An 18835-nucleotide genomic window follows, 5' to 3' on the forward strand; every position below is an offset into this window, starting at 1 on the left:
TGTCATCGCGTTCCGCGATAAGCGGATAGGGTGGCGATCGTGTACGACCCCTCCCACTTGCGTACCTTCCTCGCCGTGGCCCAGACCCTGAGCTTCACGCAGGCCGCCCGGCGGCTGGGGCTGCGGCAGTCCACCGTCAGCCAGCATGTGCGCCGGCTGGAGGACGCGGCCGGGCGGCAGCTGTTCTCCCGGGACACGCACTCGGTGGAGCTGACGGAGGACGGCGAGGCGATGCTCGGCTTCGCCCGGCGGCTGCTGGAGGTGCATGAGCAGGCGACGGCGTTCTTCACCGGGACCCGGCTGCGCGGGCGGCTGCGGTTCGGCGCGTCGGAGGACTTCGTGCTGACCCGGCTCCCGGAGATCCTGGAGGCGTTCCGGTACGACCATCCCGAGGTGGATCTGGAGCTGACCGTGGAGCTCTCGGGCACGCTGCACGAGCAGCTCACGGCGGGCAAGCTCGACCTGGTGCTGGCCAAGCGTCGCCCGGAGGACCCGCGCGGCGAACCGGTCTGGACGGACCGACTCGTCTGGATCGGCGGGGAGCGGCTGCGCCTCGACCCCGACCGCCCGGTGCCGCTGATCGTCTATCCGCCGCCGGGCATCACCCGCGCACTGGCCCTGGAGGCGCTGGAACGCGAGGGCCGCTCCTGGCGGATCGCCTGCACCAGCGGCAGCCTCAACGGTCTGATCGCCGCCGCCCGCGCGGGCCTCGGCGTGATGGCGCATTCCCGTCGCCTGGTGCCCCCCGGTCTGGTCCGGATCCCGGAGCGGGCGGGGCTGCCGGAACTCGGCGAGGTCGACTTCGTCCTCGTCCACGGCCGCCGCCCGGGAGCCGCGGCGGGCGCGGCGGACGCCCTCGCGGCGGCCATCCTCTCCGGCGGCGACCGGCTCCACGGCCGGGCGCCGGGCGTCTGACGAACAACGCGCCCCGCGCATGACGGACCGCGCGCCCCGCGCATGACGGACCGCGCGCCCCGCGCATGACGGACCGCGCGCCCGGCGTGGGACGGACCGCGCGCCCGGCATATGAGAGACCGCGCGCCCCGGAGCACCGCCGCGTCAGACGTGAGCGGTCCTCGCGTTTCCCCAGGCCAGAGCGTGTCCGCGGGGGCGCGCACGGTGACCGCGGCGTGCGGGTTCGGTGGAGATTGCCCTGCCGGAACTCACTGAGGCGTCAGGAATCATGCCGGAGACCTCCCCATCTGCGGGTGTTTTCCGGCGCTCACCCGCGCCACCCCTCCCAATGCGCCCCCTCCACAACCCTCCCGCCCGTTCTCGCGGTGAGGTAGCTTTCACGCGCTGTGGGGAGCGCCACGAGGAGCGGGATTGCGCGAGTTCACCAACCCTCCGTCGGCGTCGGCGCCGCCGGTGGGCGGCCTGGCCGACGTCGTCTTCGAGTACGCCCAGGAGGACCCGGCCCATATCGCCCTCGGCCGCAAGGACGAGCAGGGCGCATGGCGTGATGTGACCTCCGCCGAGTTCCGTGACGAGGTCCTCGCGCTGGCGAAGGGGCTGCTCGCACAGGGCATCCGGTTCGGCGACCGGGTCGCCATCATGTGCCGTACGCGCTACGAGTGGACCCTGTTCGACTACGCACTGTGGACCGTCGGCGCCCAGGTCGTCCCCGTCTATCCGACCTCCTCCGCCGAGCAGGTCTTCTGGATGCTGTACGACTCCCAGTGCACGGCCGCCATGGTCGAACACGAGGACCACGCGATGACCGTGGCCACGGTGATCGACCGGCTGCCGCAGCTGCGCCGGCTCTGGCAGCTGGACGTGGGCGCGGTGCAGGAGCTGTACGAGTCGGGGGCGCATCTCGACGACGAGGTGGTGCACCGGCACCGCCGCGCGGTGACCCCCGAGTCGATCGCGACGATCATCTACACCTCCGGCACCACGGGCCGCCCCAAGGGTTGTGTGATCTCGCACGCCAACTTCATGGTCGAGGCGGACACGGTCATCGAGCGCTGGGCGCCGCTGTTCAGGTCCCGCCGGGGCGACGAGGCGGCGACGCTGCTGTTCCTGCCGCTCGCCCATGTCTTCGGGCGGATGGTGCAGGTCGCGGGTATCCGGGGGAAGGTGAAGTTCGGTCATCAGCCGCAGCTCAACGCGGCCGTGCTGCTGCCCGACCTGGCCGCCTTCAAGCCGACGTTCTTCCTCGCGGTGCCCTACATCTTCGAGAAGGTCTTCAACGCGAGCCGGCGCAAGGCCGAGCGCGAGGGCAAGTCCGGGCCGTTCGAGAAGGCCGTCGAGGTCGCCGTGAAGTACGCGGACGCGATGGAGGCACGGGCCTGGGGCACCGGGCCCGGCCCGTCGGCGGCGCTGCGGATGCAGCACCAGTTCTTCGACAAGGTCGTCTACGGCAAGATCCGGGAGGCGATGGGCGGCCGGATCAAGTACGCGATGTCCGGTGGCTCGGCGATGGACCGGCGGCTCGGGCTGTTCTTCGCGGGCGCGGGCGTCCATATCTTCGAGGGGTACGGCCTGACGGAGTGCACGGCCGCCGCGACCGCCAACCCGCCGGAGCGCACCCGGTACGGCACGGTCGGCCAGGCCATCCCGGGCATGACCGTGCACATCGCGGACGACGGGGAGATCTGGCTGCGCGGCCCCAATGTCTTCCAGGGGTATCTGAACAACCCCAAGGCCACCGACGAGACCCTGCACGACGGCTGGCTCGCCACCGGTGACCTGGGCGCCCTCGACGAGGACGGCTATCTCACCATCACCGGGCGCAAGAAGGAGATCCTGGTGACCTCGGGCGGCAAGAGCGTCTCGCCCGCGATCCTGGAGGAGCGGGTGCGCGACCATCCGCTGGTCGCCCAGTGCATCGTCGTCGGCAACGACCGCCCGTACATCGCCGCCCTGGTCACCCTGGACGGGGAGGCCGTCGAGCACTGGCTCCAGATGCACCACAAGGCGAAGCTGTCCCCGGCGGAGCTGGTGCGCGATCCGGAGCTGGAGACCGAGGTGCGGCGGGCGGTGGTCGCCGCCAACACCCTGGTCTCACAGGCCGAGTCGATCCGTACGTTCCGGATCCTCGCGCACCAGTTCACCGAGGAGCACGGTCTGCTGACGCCCTCGCTGAAGCTGAAGCGCAAGGCGATCGAGAAGGCGTACGAAACCGAGGTGGACGCGCTGTACCGGGCGTGAGCCGCTCGGGCAGGCCGAACCCCCTGTCCCCCTCACACCAGTTGATAGCCCTTCATGTTCCGCAGCAGCAGATGGCAGTTCTGCAGGGAGCCCGAAGTGTCGCCCAGCGAGCGGTAGATGCCCCACTTGGGGCGCAGCCGGTCGGCGAGGAAGGTGTCGACGCCGGTGCGGGAGACGTCGATCAGGGTGGTCGAGCCCTTCTTGAGGATCCAGCGCACCGAACCGGCCGAGCCGTTGCCGACCTTGATCTGGAAGTCGACGTCGACCCAGGAGTTGTGCAGCGGAGCGAGATCCGTGCGGCCGATCAGGATGTTGTCGATCGGCAGCTTCAGTTCGATGGTCTGCGCGCCGTTCACCCGGCGCAGGGACTGCACGACCAGGGGCGAGGTACCGGCACCGGGCTGCTTCATCTGCATGATGTGCGTGAAGCTGGTGGTCGCCTTGAGCGAGGTCGGGATGTACATCTGGTAGGTGACGCGCCAAGTCTGGCCCGCGGTCCAGCGCAGGAACCCGGCGCTCGTGCGCAGGCCGGTGACCTCGTGGCGCTGGCGGTCGGTGGAGGTGTCGCGGTCGACGGTGTGCATGTCGAACCGCCAGGTGTCGCCGGTGGCCTTGATGTGCGGCGCGGCGGAGGTGTGCGAGTCGGCGCGGTCGTCCTCCAGGGTCTCGAAGGCGCGCAGCCCGTCGGCGCCCGGCGTCGGGGACCACTTCAACTGCCAGGAGGCGGCGTGCGCGGCGGGGGTCGGCAGCCCGACGGCGGCCGCTGCGGCGCCGCCGAGCGCGGCGCCGAGGACGTTCCTTCGTGTGGGGGTCATCAGCCATCCATTCACGTATGTGACCAGAATTCACCGATGTGCGGTATGGCAGAGGACAGACTCCCCGCGTGACCGTGTTCGGTCAATGGTCCAGACCGATACTCTTGAGCGACCGGATCCAATTCCGGCCAATCTGCGGTCCGGGCTGTGATTCGGGTCGCGGGCGGCCCGCTCAGGAATGCATCACGGGCCGTGATCGTTGACGATGGGAAGCACCAACAAAGCACCAACCGACGACTTAAGGATCGAGAGCTCGTGAGCAGCAAGGTCCCCCCGATCATCCTGAACAACGGCGTCGAGATGCCCCAGCTGGGCTTCGGCGTGTGGCAGGTGCCGGACGACGAGGCCGAGCAGGCGGTCACCACCGCGCTGGAGGCCGGCTACCGCAGCATCGACACGGCCGCGATCTACGGCAACGAGGAGGGCACCGGCAAGGCCCTCGCCAAGGCGGGCGTCGCCCGCAAGGACCTCTTCGTCACCACCAAGCTCTGGAACAGCGACCAGGGCTACGACTCCACCCTCCGCGCCTTCGACGAGTCCCTGGACAAGCTCGGCCTGGAGTACGTGGACCTGTATCTGATCCACTGGCCGATGCCCGCGCGGGGCACGTTCGTCGACACCTTCAAGGCGTTCGAGAAGCTCTACGCCGACGGCCGCGCCAAGGCGATCGGTGTCTCCAACTTCCTTCCGGAGCACCTGGAGACGCTGGTCGAGGCCACGAACGTCATCCCGGCCGTCAACCAGATCGAGCTGCACCCGCACCTCCAGCAGCTCGCGGCCCGTGAGTACCACGCGGAGCAGGGCATCGCCACCGAGGCCTGGTCGCCGCTCGGCCAGGGCAAGGGGCTCCTGGAGGTCCCGGCGATCATCGCGATCGCGCAGAAGCACGGCCGCACTCCGGCCCAGGTGGTCCTGCGCTGGCACCTCCAGCTGGGCAACGTGGTCATCCCCAAGTCCGTGACCCCGTCCCGCATCAAGGAGAACATCGAGGTCTTCGACTTCTCCCTGGACACCGAGGACATCGCCGCGATCAGCGCGCTGAACGAGGACCGCCGCATCGGTCCGGACCCGGCGACGTTCAACCAGGCCTGAGCGCAGCTCCACGGCCGACGCCCGTCGACGACCGACGGCCGCGCGCGGAGCGTGGCGAGACCGCCCGCCGGACGAGTTCCGGTGGGCGGTCTCGTGCGTCCGGGCCGGCCGGGCCGGGATCACCGCCGCGCCACAGTCACCGTGTGGGCCGCGAGGACGAAGAGGTCGGTGCGGTGGTGCAGGCTCGCCTTGTCGTCGGGGTCGAGGAGCCGGTCGACGGTGGCGAGGTCGGCGGGGTCGAGGAAGTCCGCGAGCATGCCTCGGCCGCGCCGGAACTGGTCGATGGCGTAGGCGCGGGCGGCCTCCGGGACCGGGGCCGGGAGGTCCAGCAGAAACGTGCGGGAGGTGGCGTCGCGCAGGCCCACGGCGGTGAGCAGCCCCGGCCAGTCCTCGGCCTCGGGGACACTGCCGGGCTGCGCGGCCCGCATCTCGGAGAACCACCGGTCCTCCGCCGCGTCGAGCCGGGACTGGAGCCCGGGGCGCCCGATGCCGATGTCTCGCGGCAGGAAGCGGCTGGGCAGCCCGCCTTCGACGAGGGCCAGGATGCCGCCGGGGGCGAGGCGTTCGGCGAAGGCGGCGAGGGCGGCGCGCTGGTCGCCTAGGTGGTGCAGGGTGCGGCTGGCCCACAGCAGATCGGCCGGGTAGTCCAAGTCACCCAGGCCGTCCGGGAGTTCGGCCTCCAGGGTGTCGAACCGGTCGGCGAGGCCCTGGCGTTCGGCACGGGCGCGGGCCCGTTCCAGCAGGGGTCCGGAACCGTCCAGGGCGACGACCCGGGCGCCGGGGAACTGATCGGCCAGCAGACAGCTCACGACCCCGGGGCCGCTGCCGACGTCGACGACCAGCCCCGGTTCGGGCTGTCGTGCGGCGACCCAGGCCGCGGCCCGCCGGTTCAGCGGCGTGAACAGCTCCGCCTGCCCCTCCAGATGCTCGGCCTGCCCGGCCCAGTCGAGGTCGGTGTGGTCGTGCGGGCCGTGGTCGTGCCCATGACCGTGATCGTGGCCTTGCGCGTGCCGACACTGGCCGTGGTGGTGCTGTCCCATGACGGTGAGCCTCTCTTCCGGGTGCCGTCAGCTTGCTCCGACCCACCGGAGAACGGCCACCCTTCTTGCCGCATCGGCAAATCCACTGTGCCGATTCAGCCCCCTCCCCCGCCCCCTCACTCCTTCTCGGCCGCCCGGCGGTAGACGCACACGTTCACACCCGTGCCGCTGGTGGCCGTGGAGACCAGCTCCAGGGTGTGCTTCGCACCGTCGCCGGGGAAGATCGTCTTTCCGCCGCCGAGGAGGACCGGCATGACGATGAGGATCAGCTCGTCGGCGAGGCCCTCACCTATCAGCGTGCGGGCGAGGGTCGTGCTGCCCATGACCAGCAGGTCGCCGCCCTCGCTCTCGCGGAGCTTGCGGATCTCGGCGACGGCCTCCTCACCCGGGATGCGCGTGCTGTTCTCCCAGGTCAGCTCGGAGTCGGAGAGGGTCGCGGAGACGACGTACTTACGGATGGAGTTCATCCGGTCGGCGAAGGGATCGCCCTCCCGGTCCGGCCACGCGCCCGCCATGCCCTTCCAGGTGCGGCGGCCGTACAGCAGCGCGTCCGCCTTGGCCAGCGCGGCGTCCCAGGCACCGCCCACGACCTCCGGGTCGAAGAACGGGTGGGTCCAGCCGCCGTGGGAGAACCCGCCGTCGGTGTCCTCGTCGGCACCGCCGGGCGCCTGCACGACACCGTCCAGGCTCATGAACTCGCAGATCACGATGCGCATGGGGTTCTCTTTCCTCGTTCTGTTCCTCGTCCCGGCACGGGCTTACGGCGATGAAGACCGCCGAGCCGCCCGGAACTCATCGCACCCACCCACCTCCCGCCATCGTGACGTGGCTCACACGGAACTGCCACCGGTCCGCCAGGGGGTGGGGGACGGGTGACCGACCCCTGGCGGACCGTTCATGGGAGCGGACTCAGAGCGCGGGGTACGCGTTCTGCATCAGCTGCTGGAACTGGGCGGAGAACCAGTGCCCGGAGAGCGGCGAGTTCGGCAGGGCGCCGGACATGTTGTTGCCGTTGCGCGGGTTGCCCGTGTACGTCGGGTCGCACATGCGGTCGAAGCCCTTGCCCTCGTCGTTCGGGATGGCGGAGCTGGACCCGTCGGACTCACCCGGCGGCTTCATCCACACATAGGCGTCGATCCCGGCCTCGGGGGCGGCCTTCGGACGCTCACCGAGCCCGGCCCCGGACTGGTTGCACCAGTTGCCGATGTGGATCCGGCGGTCGTAACGGCCACCGTTGACATAGGTGTCCACACTGGTCGTGGCACCCGGACCGGTGGGACGGGCGCTGCCGCCCCAGCCGTTCCTGGAGGTGTCGATCAGCATGCCGATGCTGGAGTTGAAGCCCACCGAGACCAGCTGGTTGCGGAAGGCCTGGGCGAAGGACAGCTCGTCGACATAGCGGTTCCAGTCGACCCACTTGGACTCACGGACGGAGGTGCCGCCGACCGTCGAGTTGATGGTGAAGTTGTTCTCCTTCAGGGCGCTGTAGTTCGCCGTGTTGGTGATGAAGCCGTGGACGTCGTTGACCGTGGCGCCCTCGGCGGTCGCCGCCTCCTTGAAGGTGGTGGCGGAGGCACCGAAGTTGTCGTCCCAGCCGATCCAGCCGTGGTGGCCGGCGTCGACGTAGTTGTAGACGTTGCCCACGTCACCGAGCTTGTTGAGCGCGTAGCCGACGCCCTTGACGTAGTTGCCGTTGGCCTTCATGACATCGCACTGGGGGGTGGCCGTCGGGCGGCTGCCGGTGTTGGTGACCAGGTTCGGCAGCGAGTCGATCTCGACCGTGGTGACGATCCGCAGCGCCGCGTACTTCGGGTCGGCGAGGATGGCCGCGATCGGGTCGATGTACTCGGTCTTGTAGCGGCCCAGCTCCGTCGGGCCCAGTTCGCCGTTGGAGGCGAGGGCCGCGCAGTCACGGCCGGGCAGGTTGTAGATCACCAGCTGGATGGCGAGTTCGCCGGAGCCCTTCTGGGTCAGCGCCGCGTCGAGGTGGTCGCGCAGGCCCATGCCGCTGCCCACGCCCTCGATGGCGGCGATCCGGTCCAGCCAGACACCCGTGGGCTGGTTGGAGATCCGGCTGCCGCCCGGTTCGGCGGCGGCCTTCGCGGACCACTCGGGGTTCACGTACACCTTGGCGCCGGCGTACGGGTTGTCGACCTTCGTGCCCGGTGTACCCGGGCCGGGCGGGTCGGTGGGGCCACCGCCGCCGTCGTCGACGTTGCAGGTCACGCCGTCGAGGGTGAAGGTCGTCGGCAGCGCGTTGGTGCCGCTGTAGGAGGCCTGGAAGCCGAAGCTGACCGAACCGCCAGTCGCCAGTGTGCCGTTGTACGTCTCGTTGGCGGCGGTGACCGTGCTGCCGCTCTGGGTGATGCGGGAGTTCCAGCCGTTGGTGACCTGCTGGTTGCCCGCGTACGACCACTTCACGGCCCAGGAGGACTTCGCGGCGCTGTTGTTGGTGATCGTGACGGCGGTGGTGAAGCCGGTGGACCACTGGTTCTGCACCTTGTAGTCGACCGTGCAGGGGATCGCCTGGACGCCGACGTCGTCCGGGACGGCGGCCAGCGCGGTCCCGGCGGCGCCGGCGACCAGCGCCAACGCGGCCAGAAGTGCTGTTCTGGTACGGCTCATGAGTGCGGGTTCCTCTTCCGTAGTGGGGTGTACGAGGAGGAGTCGTCGCGCTGTCGCCGAGGCGAGTAAAAGACCTGAACACTGGGGTGTTCGCTGAGCGGCCCTCGCAGCTCGGACACGCCCGGGACGAACGCGTCGACTGATGGAACCGCTCCCACTGGTGCTGGTGAAGGTAGCGCCAAGTGACGGTAAAAGACAGAGGTGTTGCGTTATTGCGCTTCACGAATCTTTTCCCCTGATCGAATCTTTTCGACTCTTCAAATGGCTTGACCGCTTGCGCCCCCCTCCTCAATATGGGAGCGCTCCCACTGGTTCAAGGCTTGTTGTTGCTGCTCCGCCCCCACCTTCGCAAGAGCCGCACGGAAGGAACCAGAGCATGCACCCCAGACGGAGACGTCATGCCTCGCGGCGTCTGTGGACCGCCGTGGTCGCGGCCCTCACCCTCCCCCTGACGATGCTCGGCACGGGCTCGACTCCCGCCAGCGCGGCGGCGGTCGCGTGCAACGTCGACTACAAGACCAATGACTGGGGCTCCGGTTTCACCGCCGAGCTGACCATCAGCAACCGCGGTACCGAGGCCATCAGCGGCTGGACCCTGACGTACGACTACGCGGGCAACCAGACGCTCAGCAACGGCTGGAGCGGCACCTGGTCGCAGTCCGGGAAGACGGTCACGGCACGCAACGCGTCCTGGAACGGCGCGATCGCCGTCGGGGCCGCGGTGACCACCGGCGCCCAGTTCACGTACAGCGGCACGAACACCGCGCCGACCGCCTTCGCGATCAACGGCACCCCGTGCGTGGGCGCGCATCAGCCGCCGATCACGGTGCTGACCAGCCCGGCACCGGGCGCGGTGTACTCACAGGGCACCGCGGTGCCGATGGCGGCCACCGCCGCCGCGGCGGACAACGCGACGGTCACCAAGGTCGAGTTCTACGACGACACCACGCTGCTGGGCACGGACACCACGTCGCCGTACACGTTCTCGGCCACCGGTCTGTCCGTGGGCAGTCATTCGCTGGTGGCCAAGGCGTACGACAGCCTGGGCGCGTCGGCGAACTCCACGCCGGTCGGCATCACGGTCGCCTCGGGTCCCGCCGTGGTGGTCTCGCCGACCCAACTGGGCGTCCGCCAGGGCCAGTCGGGCACCTACGACGTGAAACTTTCGACCCAGCCGTCGGGCAGTGTGACGGTGACGACCGCGCGGGCGTCCGGGAACACCGGGCTCTCCGTGACGGGCGGCGGGTCGCTGACCTTCACGTCGTCGAACTGGAACACCGCGCAGAAGGTGACCATCGGCGCGAACGCCTCCGGTACCGGTTCGGCGGTCTTCGACTCGACGGCCACCGGCCACGCCAAAGCCTCGGTGACCGTGACCCAGCTGGCCGCGTCGAGCACGTACGACGAACGGTTCCTGGAGCTGTACGGCAAGATCACCAACCCGGCGAACGGCTACTTCTCCCCCGAGGGCATTCCGTACCACTCGGTGGAGACACTGATCGTCGAGGCGCCGGACCACGGCCATGAGACCACCTCGGAGGCGTACAGCTACCTCCTGTGGCTCCAGGCCATGTACGGCAAGGTGACGGGCGACTGGTCCAAGTTCAACGGGGCCTGGGACATCATGGAGAAGTTCATGATCCCGACCCACGCCGACCAGCCGACCAACTCCTTCTACACGGCGAGCAAGCCGGCGACGTACGCCCCGGAGCACGACACCCCCAACGAGTATCCGGCGCAGCTCAACACCGGTGTCTCGGTCGGCCCGGATCCCATCGCCGCCGAGCTGAAGAGCGCGTACGGCACGGACGACGTGTACGGCATGCACTGGCTGCAGGACGTCGACAACGTCTACGGCTACGGCAACTCGCCCGGCAAGTGCGAGGCGGGGCCGACGGACACCGGCCCGTCGTACATCAACACCTTCCAGCGCGGGCCGCAGGAGTCGGTGTGGGAGACGGTTCCGCAGCCCACCTGCGACCAGTTCAAGTACGGCGGCAGGAACGGCTATCTGGACCTGTTCACCGGTGACGCCTCCTACGCAAAGCAGTGGAAGTTCACCAACGCCCCGGACGCCGACGCGCGGGCCGTGCAGGCCGCGTACTGGGCGGACATCTGGGCCAAGGAGCAGGGCAAGGGCGCCGATGTCTCCGCGACCATCGGCAAGGCCGCGAAGATGGGCGACTATCTGCGCTACGCGATGTACGACAAGTACTTCAAGAAGATCGGGAACTGTGTGGGGGCCACGTCCTGCCCGGCCGGTACCGGCAAGGACGCCTCGCACTATCTGATGTCCTGGTACTACGCGTGGGGCGGCGCCACCGACACGGCCGCCGGCTGGGCCTGGCGCATCGGCTCCAGCCACACGCACGGCGGCTACCAGAACCCGCTGGCCGCGTACGCGCTCGCCAACTACGCCCCGCTGAAGCCGAAGTCGGCGACCGGGCAGGCGGACTGGGCCAAGTCCCTGGACCGGCAGATCGAGTTCTACCGCTGGCTCCAGGCCGACGAGGGCGGTATCGCGGGCGGCGCCACCAACAGCTGGGCGGGGCGGTACGCGACGCCGCCGTCCGGGACGCCGACCTTCTACGGCATGTTCTACGACGAGAAGCCGGTGTACCACGACCCGCCGTCCAACCAGTGGTTCGGCTTCCAGGCCTGGTCCATGGAGCGGGTCGCCGAGTACTACCAGCAGACGGGCAACGCCGCGGCGAAGACCGTGCTGGACAAGTGGGTCGACTGGGCGCTGTCCAAGACCACGATCAACCCGGACGGCACGTACCGGATTCCGTCGACCCTCCAGTGGTCGGGTGCGCCCGACACCTGGAACGCGTCGAGTCCCGGCGCCAACGCGGGACTTCACGTCACCGTCGCCGACTACACCGACGACGTGGGAGTGGCCGCCGCGTACGCCAAGACGCTGACGTACTACGCGGACCGCTCCGGTGACGCGGACGCGGCGCGGGTGGCCAAGGCGCTGCTCGACGGGATGTGGGACCACCACCAGGACGGGCTCGGGATCGCCGTTCCCGAGACGCGGGCCGACTACAACCGGTTCGACGACCGGGTGTATGTGCCGAGCGGCTGGACCGGGACGATGCCGAACGGGGACGCGATCAACTCGTCGTCGACGTTCGACTCGATTCGGTCCTTCTACGAGGACGATCCCGCGTGGTCGAAGATCGAGGCGTATCTGGCCGGTGGGGCCGCGCCCTCGTTCACGTACCACCGGTTCTGGGCCCAGGCGGACATCGCCCTGGCCATGGGTTCGTACGCGGAGCTGTTGGAGTAGCTCCGGGTCGTCTGTCGGCCGCGGGTGGTCCGTGGCTGGTCGCGCAGTTCCCCGCGCCCCCTTCGGGGCGCGGGGATCTTTCCCCCCACCTGTCCGGAGAGGACCCCCACTGTGCGAAGAACGCGCATCCTCACCACCGTCCTGGCCCTCGCGGCCGGCCTTCTCGCCGGATCCCCACCCGCGCTGGCCGCCGACAAGACCGAGAAGCCGGTGTCCATCGCCGCCGACACCTATACGTGGAAGAACGCCCGGATCGACGGCGGTGGCTTCGTCCCGGGCATCGTGTTCAACCGCAAGGAGAGGAACCTCGCGTACGCCCGTACCGACATCGGCGGGGCCTATCGCTGGGTGGAGTCGTCGAAGACGTGGACCCCGCTGCTCGACTCCGTCGGGTGGGACAACTGGGGGCACACCGGGGTCGTGAGCCTCGCCTCCGACTCCGTCGATCCGAACAAGGTGTACGTGGCGGCCGGGACGTACACCAACAGCTGGGACCCGGGGAACGGGGCGATCCTGCGGTCGTCGGACCGGGGCGCGAGCTGGCAGAAGGCCAACCTGCCGTTCAAGCTGGGCGGGAACATGCCGGGGCGGGGCATGGGCGAGCGGCTGGCCGTGGACCCGAACAGGAACAGCGTGCTGTATCTGGGGGCACCGAGCGGCAAGGGGCTGTGGCGGTCGACCGACTCGGGGGTCACCTGGTCGCAGGTGACGAACTTCCCGAACGTCGGCAACTACGTGGCCGATCCGTCCGACACGAGCGGCTACTCCAGCGACAACCAGGGCATCGTCTGGGTCACCTTCGACGAGACCACGGGGACGGCGGGGAACACGACGCGGACGATCTACGTCGGGGTCGCCGACAAGGACAACGCGGTCTACCGGTCGACCGACGCCGGGGCGACCTGGTCGCGGGTGGCCGGGCAGCCGACCGGATATCTGGCCCACAAGGGCGTGCTCGACTCGGCGAACGGCCATCTGTATCTGTCGTACAGCGACAAGGGCGGGCCGTACGACGGCGGCAAGGGCCAGGTGTGGCGGTACGCGACCGGGACGGGCACCTGGACGAACGTCAGCCCGGTGGCGGAGGCCGACACCTACTACGGGTTCAGCGGGCTGACGGTCGACCGGCAGGACCCGGGGACGGTCATGGCGACGGCGTACAGCTCCTGGTGGCCGGACACCCAGATCTTCCGCTCGACGGACAGCGGGGCGACCTGGACCAAGGCATGGGACTACACGTCGTACCCGAACCGCTCGAACCGCTTCACCATGGATGTGTCGTCCTCCCCCTGGCTGACCTGGGGCGCGAATCCGTCGCCGCCGGAGCAGACACCCAAACTCGGCTGGATGACCGAGGCGTTGGAGATCGACCCGTTCAACTCCAACCGGATGATGTACGGGACGGGCGCAACGATCTACGGCACGGAGAACCTCGGCAACTGGGACAGCGGCGACCAGTTCGCCATCAAGCCGATGGTGCAGGGGCTGGAGGAGACGGCCGTCAACGACCTGGCCTCTCCCCCGTCCGGTGCCCCGCTGCTCAGCGCCCTCGGTGACATCGGCGGCTTCCGCCACACGGATCTGACGAAGGTCCCGTCGATGATGTTCACCCAGCCGAACTTCACGACGACGACCAGCCTGGACTACGCCGAGTCCAACCCCAACACCGTGGTGCGCGTGGGCAATCTGGACTCCGGTCCGCACATCGCGTTCTCCACGGACAACGGCGCCAACTGGTTCGCGGGCACCGACCCTTCGGGGGTGAGCGGCGGCGGTACGGTCGCGGCGGCCTCGGACGGCAACCGGTTCGTGTGGAGCCCGGCGGGCGCCGGGGTGCAGTACGCGACCGGCTTCGGTAACTCCTGGTCGGCGTCCAGCGGCATCCCGGCCGGCGCGATCGTGGAGTCCGACCGGGTGGACCCGCGCACCTTCTACGGCTTCAAGTCCGGGAAGTTCTATGTCAGTTCGGACGGCGGCGCGACCTTCACCGCGTCGAGCGCGACCGGGCTGCCGAGCGGCGACAGCGTCCGCTTCAAGGCGCTGCCCGGAGTGAAGGGCGATGTGTGGCTGGCGGGCGGTGCGACGGACGGGGCGTACGGTCTGTGGCACTCGACGGACAGTGGAGCCACCTGGACCAAGCTGTCCGGTGTCGAGCAGGCCGACACCATCGGCTTCGGCAAGGCCGCGGCCGGCGCCTCGTACCAGACCCTCTACACCAGCGCCAAGATCGGCGGCGTACGCGGCATCTTCCGCTCGACGGACAAGGGCGCGACCTGGACCCGGATCAACGACGACGCCCACCAATGGGGCTGGACGGGCGCCGCGATCACGGGTGACCCGAGGGTGTACGGGCGGGTCTACATCGCGACGAACGGGCGCGGGGTCGTCTACGGCGACTCCTCCGACTCCGGTGGCGGGGGCGGGGGCGGCGGTACGGATCCGGACCCCGAGCCGGAGCCGGCGGGGCCCTGCGCGGTGACGTACAAGGTCACCAACGAGTGGTCGGGCGGCTTCCAGGCGGACGTACAGCTGTCCAACACGGGCACCGGCGCGTGGACCGGCTGGTCGCTCGGCTGGACCTTCCCCAACGGGCAGACCGTCTCCCAGGTCTGGAACGCGGCCCACACCCAGTCCGGGGCGGCGGTCACGGCCAAGAACGTCGGCTGGAACGGCAATGTGGCGGCGGGCGCGTCGGTGGCCTTCGGGTTCACCGGAAGCCGGTCGGGGACCAATGGGAAACCGACCGCGTTCAAGCTCGGTGACCAGTCCTGCACGGTGACCTGACACCCTTGCAGGGCCAGGTGAGGGCGCGCGTCTGGGTCGGGCGCGCGCCCTCTTCGATCCCTGTGCACCCCGCCCTAACGACATGTTCATGACGGGCCCAGAGGGGCATCCCAGAGTGTGTACGCACGGCTCGCCCGGAGACCTTCACAGAAGGAGCCCCTGTGCCGAACCACAGCCGCGTCACGCGCCGACTGGGCCTGAAGACCGCCCTCGCGGCGGCGGTACTGTTGCCGTTGTCCCGCACCACCGGACTGACCAGTGCACCGGCCGCCGCGACGGCGGAAGAGGAGGCCGCCGTGCCCCCGCTCTCCACCATGTCCTTCAACCTGCGCTACGCGAGCACCGTCCAGCCCAACAGCTGGGCCGTACGCAGACCCGTGATGCGGGCCCTGCTGCGGCAGGAGGCACCCCAGGTCATCGGCACCCAGGAGGGCCTCTACCAGCAGCTGCTCGATATCGAGACCGACCTCGGCGGGAACTACCGCTGGATCGGCACCGGACGCGCGGGCGGCAACCGCGACGAGTTCATGGCGGTCTTCTACGACACCCGGCGGCTCGCGCCCGTCGAGTACCGGCACTTCTGGCTCTCCGACACCCCGGAGGTGCCCGGCTCGAACACCTGGGGCGGCGGCTCCATCCGGATGGTCACCTGGGTGCGGTTCCGCGATCTGCAGGACGGCGACCGGGAGTTCTACTTCCTCAACACCCACCTCGACAACCTCAGCCAGTACGCCCGCGACCGCGCCGCCGCCCTGATCGCCCAGCGCATCGCCGGGTTCGACCGGTCGCTCCCCCTCGTCGTCACCGGCGACTTCAACGTGGCCGCCCACCGGAACACGGTCTACGACACCATGCTGGGCGCCGGGCTCGTCGACACCTGGGACACGGCGGCCGAGCGCACCGCCCTGTACGCGACGTTCCACGGCTACCGCCCGCTGACCCCGGGCGGCGACCGCATCGACTGGATCCTGACCACGCCGGGCGTCACCGCGCACCGGGCGGCCATCAACACCTTCGCGTCCAACGGCCAGTTCCCCAGCGACCATCTGCCCGTGCAGGCGTCGCTGACGCTGGGCTGACGACCTCGAACCGGAGTCCGTGGGCGGGCCGGGCCCGCCCACGGGCCGGTGCTACGGGGTGTACACCGTCGGCCGGGGCGCCGTCGGCATGTTGTTCCCGATGAAGAAGCTGGTGTGCGGGGGCTGGTTGTAGGCGGTGTTCTGCCAGGCCAGACCCGTGCGGTACATCGGGTCGTGCAGCAGGGTCGTGATTCTCGTGCTGGTCTCGATCGGCGTCGAGTAGATCCGCAGGGCCGTGTTGCCGCTGGTGCGCCAGACGACCTCCTCGCGCCAGTCGCCGAGGATGTCGCCGGACAGGGCGGGCGTCGCCTTGGTGCCGTTGTTGGACGACACCCCGGAGCCGGTCAGCAGCCGGGTCTCGGCGGAGGTGCCGTACTTGTCGATCCGGGTGCCGTCGAGGAGTTCGCGGACCGGGTCGCCGTCCCACCAGGAGAGGAAGTTGACGGAGGAGGGCTCACGGCCCTTCGTCGCGCCGCCCTCGTCCCGGACGGAGGAGTCGGACGCCGACCACATCTCGGGCCCGTCGTTGCCCGCGTAGATGTCACCGGCCACGCCCCGGCCGTTGTCGCAGCAGGCGGCGAGCTGCCAGCGGACCGCCCCGTTGGCCGGGTTGATGTACAGCTCGGCGGGCTGGGAGGTCGACTCCGAGACCTTGAAGTACTCCAGGCCCGAGGTGGACGCGTCGAGGTCGCCCAGGTGCTGGGCGTCGCCGTGGCCCGTCCTGGTCGTCCAGAGGGCGTTCCCGTTGTCGTCCACGGCCATCGCGCCGTACACGATCTCGTCCCGGCCGTCGTTGTCGACGTCCCCGACGGAGAGACTGTGCGAGCCCTGCCCGTCGTAGCCCCGGCCGGAGTTGGTGGAGGAGTTGGTGTCGAAGGTCCAGCGGCGGGTGAAGGAGCCGTTCCGCCAGTCCCAGGCGGCGATCACCGAACGGGTGTAGTAGCCGCGGGCCATGATCAGCGAGGGCCGGGCGCCGTCCAGATAGGCCGTCCCGGCGAGGAAGCGGTCGACGCGGTTGCCGTACGAGTCGCCCCAGGACGAGACCGTGCCCCGGGCCGGGACGTAGTCGACGGTCTGCATCGCGCGCCCGGTCTGGCCGTTGAACATGGTCAGGTACTCGGGCCCGGACAGGATGTAGCCGGAGGAGTTGCGATGGTCGGCCGACGAACTGCCGATGACCGTCCCCGCCCCGTCGACCGTGCCGTCCGCCGTCTTCGCGGCGATCTCCGCCTTGCCGTCGCCGTCGTAGTCGTACACCTGGAACTGCGTGTAGTGCGCGCCGGAGCGGATGTTGCGGCCCAGGTCGATGCGCCACAGCCGGGTGCCGTCGAGCTTGATGCCGTCGACGATGGTGTTGCCGGTGTAGCCGGACTGGGAGTTGTCCTTGGCGTTGGTCGGCTGCCACTTCAGGACGAACTCCAGGGCGCCGTCGCCGTCCAGGTCGCCCACGGAGGCGTCGTTGGCCTCGTAGGTGTACGCCACGCCGTCCGGGGTGGTGCCGCCGGCGGGCGCGCTGATCGGTACGTCCTTGTAGCCGGTGCGGAGCTGGACCGCGTGCACCGAGTCGCCCTGCTCCACGCCGCCCACGATCGCGCGGACGGTGTAGTCGGCCTGGGCGGGCGCGCCGGAGTGGAAGTAGTTCGTGGAGCCGGTGATCGGGGCCGAGTTGACCTTCGTACCGGCCCGGTAGACGTTGAACGACACATCGTTGGGGTCGGTGCCCAGCCAGCGCCAGCTGACCAGATTGCCGCTGTCGACGTGCACGCTGACCACGCCCCGATCGAGGCGCTCGACCTGGCGGGCGGTGGCTGCCTCGGCGGGCGTGCCGGTGAACGTGGTGAGTCCGGCGGCGACGAGGGCCGCTGTCACGACCGAGCGCAGGGCTCGGCGTCTGTGATGCCTGGGGTGCCTGGGCGGGTGCTGCACGGGACGAACCTCCAGAAAGGACGGACGGGTTCCGCACTGACGGTTGCCGCCTTCCGCCTATCGGTTGCCGCTGTTCCCGGCCACGTTCCCGTATCTTTCGGCCAGTTCGGCCACGGTCCGGGCGATCCGGCCCCGCAGCTCGGCCGGTTGCAGCACCTCGATGTCCGCGCCCAGCCGCAGGAACTCCCCGTGCGCGTGCTCGACCGACTCGATGGGCACCCGTACCGTGGTCCAGCCGTCGTCACCCGTGCCGCTCCCCTCGACCGGCACCGCCTTGGGCAGGGTCGTGCCCGGCGCCAGCCGGACCAGTGCCTCGTCCCGGTGCAGCCGGGCGTGGAAGTCGCGCTGGTACGCCGTCCAGTACGCGGCCAGGTCGAAGTCGTCGGGGCGGGTGAACTCCTCGGCGGGGGCGTCCGGTTCCAGCAGGTCGAGGATCTGGTCCACCCGGAAGGTACGGGGCCCCGGGCCCGCGACGACGTACCAGCGGCCGGCCTTCAGGACCAGCCCGTACGGTTCCAGGCGGCGCCGCACATCCGTCGGCTCGGCCCAGCGGCGGTAGAGCACGTGCAGAACCCGGCCGCTCCAGACCGCGTCGGCCACGGCGGGCAGGAACGGGGTGTCGTCGGCCTCCGCGTACCAGCCGGGCGCGTCCAGGTGGAAGCGGCCGGCGACCCGGTCGGCGTGCGCCCGCAGCTCGACGGGGAGGGCCGCGCGGACCTTCAGCTGGGCGGCGGCCAGGACCGCGCCGAGGCCCAGCTCGGCGGCCGGGCCGGGGACGCCCGCGAGGAACAGGGCCTCGGCCTCGTCCCTGGTCAGCCCGGTGAGGCGGGTGCGGTAGCCGTCGAGGAGGCGGTAGCCCCCGGCATGGCCCGCGTCGCCGTACAGCGGGACCCCGGCCGCGCCCAGCGCCTCCACGTCCCGGTAGACCGTGCGGACGGAGACCTCCAGCTCCTCGGCGAGCTGGGCGGCGGTCATCCGTCCCCGGGTCTGGAGTAGCAGGAGGATCGAGACGAGTCGGCTGGACTTCAC

At 69.9% G+C, this 18835-nt stretch carries 12 protein-coding genes; 6 read left to right on the forward strand and 6 right to left on the reverse strand.

Going from position 1 to position 18835, the window contains the following annotated elements; translation table 11 throughout:
- Positions 1–39 precede the first annotated feature (39 nt).
- Together ACZ7MG_RS23755 and ACZ7MG_RS23760 are read left to right on the forward strand one after the other, a co-directional pair.
- The gene (locus ACZ7MG_RS23755; protein ID WP_471383197.1) at positions 40–915 is read left to right on the forward strand and encodes a LysR substrate-binding domain-containing protein; all 876 of its coding nucleotides are present in this window, start codon (positions 40–42) and stop codon (positions 913–915) included.
- Positions 916–1326: 411 nt separating this feature from the next.
- On the forward strand, positions 1327–3153 hold the full coding sequence (locus ACZ7MG_RS23760) for an AMP-dependent synthetase/ligase (RefSeq protein WP_471383198.1): 1827 nt from the start codon (positions 1327–1329) through the stop codon (positions 3151–3153).
- A 32-nt stretch (positions 3154–3185) separates the two neighbouring features.
- Here the strand turns inward: ACZ7MG_RS23760 and ACZ7MG_RS23765 are convergent, their stop codons facing one another.
- Positions 3186–3968, reverse strand: coding sequence for a Tat pathway signal sequence domain protein (locus tag ACZ7MG_RS23765; protein ID WP_471383200.1), 783 nt, complete (start codon positions 3966–3968; stop codon positions 3186–3188).
- 255 nt (positions 3969–4223) lie between these two features.
- Between ACZ7MG_RS23765 and ACZ7MG_RS23770 the strand changes: the two genes are divergently transcribed.
- The gene (locus tag ACZ7MG_RS23770; protein ID WP_471383202.1) at positions 4224–5060 is read left to right on the forward strand and encodes an aldo/keto reductase; all 837 of its coding nucleotides are present in this window, start codon (positions 4224–4226) and stop codon (positions 5058–5060) included.
- 119 nt (positions 5061–5179) lie between these two features.
- Here ACZ7MG_RS23770 and ACZ7MG_RS23775 read toward each other — a convergent pair whose 3' ends face one another.
- The 3 genes from ACZ7MG_RS23775 to ACZ7MG_RS23785 all read right to left on the reverse strand — a co-directional run bounded on the left by ACZ7MG_RS23775 (position 5180) and on the right by ACZ7MG_RS23785 (position 8725).
- Positions 5180–6100 carry a class I SAM-dependent methyltransferase gene (locus tag ACZ7MG_RS23775; RefSeq protein WP_471383203.1) on the reverse strand — a complete coding sequence of 307 codons (921 nt, stop codon included), beginning with the start codon at positions 6098–6100 and terminating at the stop codon, positions 5180–5182.
- Positions 6101–6216: 116 nt separating this feature from the next.
- Entirely contained in the window at positions 6217–6816 is a 600-nt protein-coding gene (locus tag ACZ7MG_RS23780; protein ID WP_471383205.1) for a dihydrofolate reductase family protein, read from the reverse strand.
- A gap of 193 nt (positions 6817–7009) precedes the next feature.
- Positions 7010–8725 (reverse strand): glycoside hydrolase family 6 protein, encoded by a 1716-nt coding sequence (locus tag ACZ7MG_RS23785; RefSeq protein WP_471383207.1) that lies wholly within the window; start codon positions 8723–8725, stop codon positions 7010–7012.
- A 376-nt stretch (positions 8726–9101) separates the two neighbouring features.
- Between ACZ7MG_RS23785 and ACZ7MG_RS23790 the strand changes: the two genes are divergently transcribed.
- The 3 genes from ACZ7MG_RS23790 to ACZ7MG_RS23800 all read left to right on the forward strand — a co-directional run bounded on the left by ACZ7MG_RS23790 (position 9102) and on the right by ACZ7MG_RS23800 (position 15880).
- Positions 9102–12017: a glycoside hydrolase family 48 protein gene (locus ACZ7MG_RS23790; protein WP_471383208.1), complete on the forward strand. Its 2916-nt coding sequence runs from the start codon at positions 9102–9104 to the stop codon at positions 12015–12017.
- A gap of 111 nt (positions 12018–12128) precedes the next feature.
- Positions 12129–14801 carry a cellulose binding domain-containing protein gene (locus tag ACZ7MG_RS23795; protein ID WP_471383209.1) on the forward strand — a complete coding sequence of 891 codons (2673 nt, stop codon included), beginning with the start codon at positions 12129–12131 and terminating at the stop codon, positions 14799–14801.
- Positions 14802–14962: 161 nt separating this feature from the next.
- Complete coding sequence (locus ACZ7MG_RS23800; protein ID WP_471383210.1) at positions 14963–15880, forward strand: endonuclease/exonuclease/phosphatase family protein; 918 nt, start codon at positions 14963–14965, stop codon at positions 15878–15880.
- A gap of 51 nt (positions 15881–15931) precedes the next feature.
- Here the strand turns inward: ACZ7MG_RS23800 and ACZ7MG_RS23805 are convergent, their stop codons facing one another.
- Positions 15932–17806, reverse strand: a complete 1875-nt coding sequence (locus tag ACZ7MG_RS23805; RefSeq protein WP_471383212.1) for a rhamnogalacturonan lyase — start codon at positions 17804–17806, stop codon at positions 15932–15934.
- Positions 17807–17863: 57 nt separating this feature from the next.
- Complete coding sequence (locus tag ACZ7MG_RS23810) at positions 17864–18835, reverse strand: helix-turn-helix transcriptional regulator (RefSeq protein ID WP_471383213.1); 972 nt, start codon at positions 18833–18835, stop codon at positions 17864–17866.

The sequence above is a fragment of the Streptomyces sp. NPDC107538 genome (genome assembly GCF_055657445.1).